Consider the following 5,283-nt stretch of genomic DNA (forward strand, 5'->3'; position numbering starts at 1 on the left):
CGGGGCGGTAACATCTACTTGCGCCCACGAAGTGGTACCGTTAGAAATTACAGAAATATTATTCATAGCATCAACGGACCATAGATATGCGTAATGCGTAGTTCCTGCTGACAATCCGGTAATAACAGTAGTATGCCCAACACCCGGTACCGCTGTAGTGGAAATCACTATTTGTACCGCCGCAGTGGACCATACAACTGACGAGAACGTTGAGTACTGCACCTTAAACTGCCCGCCGATTAAGTTGTTAAGAGCACCGTTATCTCCCGGCGCAGTCCAGGTTAATGCCAAGCTACCCTCGACGCTGCCCTGAGCGGCAAAGAGATCAGTTACCGCTGCCGGCGCATAAATATCTCCGAAATCCGTCATCGTAGTAACAACCGCGCTGTACTCACCGGCAACGCCATCACCGTTATACCCCACAACTTTGTACCAATACGACGTTCCAGTCGAAAGGCCTGAATCGCCTAACATAGTATTTGTATACCCGTCGGAATAAGATTTTACTGTTGTAGAAACCGTAACAAAATTATCTGTTGATTTCACAATACCATACACTGTGTAAGCCGGATTAGAATTCGCTGACCACGATATTTGTATCGCCGACGACCCAGAACTGTCAACCGTCAACCCTGTTGGCACGCGTGCCAACGTAAACACCCGTGTTACTGACGACACAACAACCCCGCCGTTTGACACTGCTGCGATATAATTATAGTACGACGTGTTCGGCAACAACGATGTTTGTGTGTACGACGTTACGTCAGCGCCAATAATATCCGATGACGCTGCAATACTGAAACTAGCGTTCGGCGATGAAGTATAAAGCCGGTATCCTGTTTCATTCGACGCGTTGTCCGTCCATGCCCACGCAATACTTCCGGTACTAACACCGGTAGAGTATAACTGTTTTGGCGCCTGTGCCCGGCCGGCAGACGCGCCGCCAACTGAAGGCGAATATCCCGCGCCAGTCCATTTGGCAACAGCAAGTTTCCCAACGCTCCAAGTGTAAGACCCGTCGTTATACACAATTACAGCATCACCGTTTTTATCAATGGCTACGGACGAGTAGTACAAGATCCGTCCTTGAGTAGCAACAGTATAAGTGGACCAGCTGACCCCGTTGTATTTAGCGAATTTAAGGTCTTCCCCTGTATATTCGCAATACGATACCGCCGGATTTCCGTTGCCATCCAACGCTATTGATGTGCCATAACCGGTAAACCCAGGATTTAGTGCTTCTATTGTTGATGAACCCCATGAACTGCCATTCCATTTAGAATACCCCAACTGGCTGTTCCAGCTAAACGCAGCCTGCGGGTATGCGCGGCCGTCTAAAGCAACCGAAATATATTGATAGGCATACGACGGCCCGCTGAAATGCCGCCATCCGGTTGTCGGCGACCAGCTGGAACACCACAGATAATACGGGCTATCATTTGAACCATACATTATGAACGGGTTGCCGTAACTATCCAACGCTATTGCAGTATGCATCCCCGTAGTATTCGTAGAAAACCCAACTGTTTGTACTGCCCACCCCGTAGCCGATTTTTTCGCATACTTCAAATCATTAGCCGTATTGTCCTGATACGCAATATGCGGCATATTTTGCGCATCCACTGCTATTGACGCATAGTATCCGCGGTTAATCCCAGCACTGGAATCAACTGTTTCAGTTACCCAGTTTGAGCCTTCTAGTTTAGCGTATTTTAAATAGTAATAACTCCCCGCGTACGCCCTGTACGCTATATGAGGGACATTATTGCCATCAACTGCGATATTGTTATACTCATTCCCAGCATTGCTGTCAGAATCTACTGTCGATGTTGACCATACCGTACCGTTCCATTTAGCGTATTTCAACCGGCCGCCCGATGGAACACCGTACTCGCGGTACGATACATGTATATTGCCGTCTGCATCAACAGCTGCCGACATTTTTTGCGCAAATATTTGGGGGTCGATGTACGAAATACTGAACGGGCTTGAGAACACAGTGCAAGTAGCCGATATCGCAGAAAAATTATTATTTTCGTCAAAAGCCCATGTACGCACAAAATATGTTTTTGATACTATTAAGCCAAAAACCTGGGTAGAAACCTGAACTCCAGGCGCAACAGATGATGTAGAGATAGTAATTTGCGCATTAGCAACCGACCAGTCGTTTGACAACGCAGTCGAGTACTGTATTTTGTATCCAGAGCCATTTGTCATAGTGCTAGAATAAACATTGTCACCTGGCGTAGTCCACGAAACAAAGATAGACCCTGCAGTTGTGTACTGATACGCTGCTAACCCCGTAACCTGTCCCGGAGCAGTGACGTCAACCTGCGCGTATGTAGTAGCAATATTCGACATCCCAGACCAGTTACTTTTAATATCAGCAGTTTGTAATTTTAAATAATAGGTTACTCCGGCATCAAGCCCGGTGAGCGTCAATTCCTGAATCTGCCCTTGCACAGTATTTGACGATTGGGCTATATTCCCCCAAGTAGCCGCAGCTGTGTATGTAGTAGAATAAATTTTAAAACTTCCGCCAGTAATATTTCCTGTAGTACCGTCATCACCCGGCGCAGTCCATGCCAGCCGGACTTGTCCTTCGACACTGCCGGGCTGGGATGCTAAATCCGTAACATCTGCCGGCGGCACTATATTTGGCGAGGTCAGCCCGGAAATTACTGAGGTGTATACGCTTGCAGCCTGCGCAATGTTAAACGCGCGTACTTTATACCAGTACGTGGTACTATCAAGCAGTCCGGAGTGTGTGTAAGCCGTAGCAACAAAATTATCCGAGAACGATTTCACCGTTGTTGTCGATACTGCGAAATTGTCTGTAGAACAAACTATCTCATAGGCCGTCCAATATGGATTAGAGTTGGCATTCCAGGACAAACCTATGGAATAACTCGTGGAATCTGTTTTTGTTAAGCTCGCCGGAGCGTTTGGCAACGTAACAATTTTTGTACCTGACGACATAACAATAGTATTGTTATTAACCGCAGCAACATACCCAAAATATGACGTGTTCGGCGTTAATCCGGCCTGAGAATACGATGTTACATTAGCTCCGATAGTGTTTTCGTCCGCTGCCATACTAACGGTATTGGTTTCGGTAGAATACAACAGCCTGAACCCGGTTTCATTCGTAGCATTATCCGTCCACTGCCACGCAATACTATTAGTCCCATAACTTGACGCTGTAAAATTAGTCGGCGCCTGCAGCCTTCCCGCAGCATTACCGCCCATAGGTTTTGCAAACCCCGCGCTTGCCCATTTCGCGTATTTAAGATGAGAGTTTGTGAGGTCTCTATAAACTATATGTACATCACCGTTTTTATCGACAGCAATTTTTGATGCCAATCCTTTTGAACCATACGAATCTATCGTGTATGTGGACCAGCATACGCCATCCCAGCGTATATATTTCAAATCGTATGCCGAGCTTCCATCGTAGTACGATATATTAGGATTACCGTTACCGTCAAGAGTTATTGCGCTTAACTGCCCGGTCCCTACCGCTGAATTATCAATTATTGAATCCGTTACAGTAAACGTCCCAACAAATTTTACATACCTCAGATAAGTAGAATAATTAGCCATGTGCACATTCCCTGAAGAGTCGAGAATAATACTGTTTGACGCTTGCCCGTTGCTTGCTGTATATGTGGACCACACAACACCAGTCCACTTGGCAAATCCGCCATACCCGTACCCGATGTACGGCCGGCTGTACTGGTCAACTGCAATAGATAACGAGCATACCGATAAGTTGTTATTGATAGTTGACGTAGACCATTGTACACCATCCCATTTTGCGTATTTCGCAGTATTATTGCTGGAATTAAAGTACGCGACGTGAACGGTACCAAACCCATCGGTAGTTATTGCAGTGAATCCAGCAAGGTATATCGCAACCCCCGGGTCATCAACAACTGTTGTTTGCCAGGACGAACCAGTGTATCGTGCAACCTTCAACGTACCTCTGTTTATGTTAAGCGATCCGTCATACCCTTGATACGCAATCCACGGGTTGTTGTTATGGTCGATCGTGATAGAACAATTATTGCCGAGCATATACCCGGAATCTACTGTTTGTGTTGTCCAAGATCCACTAGAATACTTTTTATACTTCAAATAATAATTGCTGCCAGTATATGAGTAGTAACACACGTGTAAGTCGCCATTATTATCAACCGCGATGTCTGACGCGCCACCGGAATCTTCGCTTGTGATGTCCAAAGTTTCAAGCGTAAACGGGCTGACGAACCCGGTTGCCGCAGCGGATAATGCAGACCAATTTCCCGCGTCATCCCCAGCCCATATAGAAAACCAATGTTTAACACCTCCGGTAAGGCCGGTTACGACACAGCTTGCCAAACTTCCCGGCGCAACAGCAGACGTCGAAAACTCAACTTGCGCAGTGCTTGTGGACCAAGCTGCCGCCAGAAAAGTGGAATATTGTATTCTATAACATGACCCTATATCTAGAGCAACAAGATACGCATCATCGCCCGGCGTGGTCCATGTCAAAAAAACACTACTCGATATAGAATGCTGGTATGACAATAAGCCTGTAATCTTCCCCGGCGCGGTTACATCCTCAGCAGCTGCAAAAGTAACACTCATAATAACCATTAACAACGATACCCAAACTTTTTTCATAAACAAAACGACATCCTCCATTTATTATTTATAATTCAAATAAATTATAGCCTAGAAACTCATAATTACCAAGCTTATACGAACGACGAACATTCTACAAAATAAAACAGGCTTTTTATTGTCGTCGTTAGCATTGTGAAAAGATAAGAAAAATTAGAAAACAAGGCTCATCATTAAAGAACATTAAAAGCAGTAGTTTTACTCACTCTATAATTCCGATGCAACATCGGAATTTAAAGCCGTTCATAAAACTACTGCTTTTGTTACTTCTATTCAAATTCAAACTTGTACTGTTTGAGGTTATACCGATCCCGTAGTTCTACCAACTGTTTTTGGAGGACATCATCCACCGGTACTCCTTTATCCTTACGTTCGACGGAGACGTCATACTCTTTCTCCCATGGCGTATATATACGCTTCGCACCGGGCGCTTTTTTCGATGCGCGCAACTGCCGGCAAATATCACCAACGGTTTTCTTAAACTTTGGCAGTTCTGTAAAACTTTCGATGTTATACGCGATGAAGAAATGCCCAAGCGCGTACGGCCTTGGCTTTCCATCCTCGCCAATACCCAACAACGTTTTCAAAAATGCCCCTTGTTGGAACGCTGCGGACATT

The 5,283-nt window shown here is 45.6% G+C and carries 2 protein-coding genes; both read right to left on the reverse strand.

What is annotated here, in order from left to right; all coding sequences use genetic code 11:
• Window positions 1-4,665 (reverse strand): fibronectin type III domain-containing protein (locus WC955_13005; protein ID MFA5859973.1); only part of this gene is annotated, 4,665 nt, incomplete at its 3' end.
• Window positions 4,666-4,934: 269 nt separating this feature from the next.
• Window positions 4,935-5,283, reverse strand: a 349-nt coding sequence (locus WC955_13010; GenBank protein ID MFA5859974.1) for an Ldh family oxidoreductase, incomplete at its 5' end; no start/stop codon positions are given.

Source organism: Elusimicrobiota bacterium (assembly GCA_041658405.1).
Taxonomy (GTDB): Bacteria; Elusimicrobiota; UBA5214; order JBBAAG01; family JBBAAG01; genus JBBAAG01.